The following is a 957-nucleotide window of genomic DNA, read 5'->3' as shown; positions in this document are numbered from 1 at the left end:
CGTCCACGAACACGCGGACCACCGACCGGGAGCCGGCGCGCGCCACCTCGACGTCCTCCAGCAGGAGCCCGACCTCGGCCACCGCGGGTTCGACGACCTGCCGGACCCGCTGCGCGGGTGCTGGCGCGACCATGGAGGGCCTCCTGTCGGCTCCGACGGGTCACCGGCACGCGGCTCGACCCTGTGATGTTGTGGGACCAGCCTAACGAGTCCGCACGGCAGTGCCGGTCGCGTGCCGGTCGCGTGCCGGTCGCGCACCGGTCGCGTGCCGGTCGCGCACCGGCCGCGGACGCCACGCGTGGGAGGATCACCGGCGATGAGCGCACCGACCCGACCCCCCGCCGACCGGACCAGCGCCGACCGGACCAGCCCCGCCGGACGTCCGCGTCGCGTCGCGGCGCTCGCCGCAGGACTGGTCACGCTCGTCGTCGCGCTCGCCGGGTGCGGCGTGCGCCTCGAGACCCCGCCACCCGTCGAGCCGTCGCCCGACGCCGTCGAGCAGGTCCGCGGCCGGACCGTCGACGACGCCCTCGCGCTCGCCGCCGACGCCCGTGCCCTCCTCGACGCGGGGGCGGCCGAACCCGTCGCGGCCGTGCTCGCCGACGTCGTCGCGTTCGGCGAGCAGCACGCGCAGCAGCTCGGCGGGGTGTACGACTCCGGACTGCCCGACCCGACGCCCTCCGCCTCGCCGACCGCCACCTCCGTGGACCCCGCGCCGGTGGAGGTGGGGCAGGTGCTCGCCGACCTGGCCACCGACGCGGGTCGCGCGCTCGACGACGCCGACGCCGTCACCGACGGTCCCCTCGCCCGCCTCGTCGGCTCCGTCGGCACCGCGCGCGGCGAGCTGGCGACACGGCTCGCCGCGGCCCTCGGCGTCCCGGCGCCCGAGGTCGTCACGTCCGCCGGCACCGCGGCCGACGAGGCAGGCGCCGCCGACGGTGGCGAGACGACCGGCGC

1 pseudogene is annotated in these 957 nt (G+C 78.5%); it reads left to right on the top strand.

What is annotated here, in order from left to right:
- Positions 1-316 precede the first annotated feature (316 nt).
- Positions 317-957, top strand: a pseudogene (locus tag CBZ_RS19885) (hypothetical protein); the annotation flags it as partial.

Source organism: Cellulomonas biazotea (assembly GCF_004306155.1).
Lineage (GTDB): Bacteria > Actinomycetota > Actinomycetes > Actinomycetales > Cellulomonadaceae > Cellulomonas > Cellulomonas biazotea.
The sequence above is the reverse complement of the archived record's forward strand: the minus strand, read 5'-3'. Positions and strand labels throughout refer to the sequence as shown.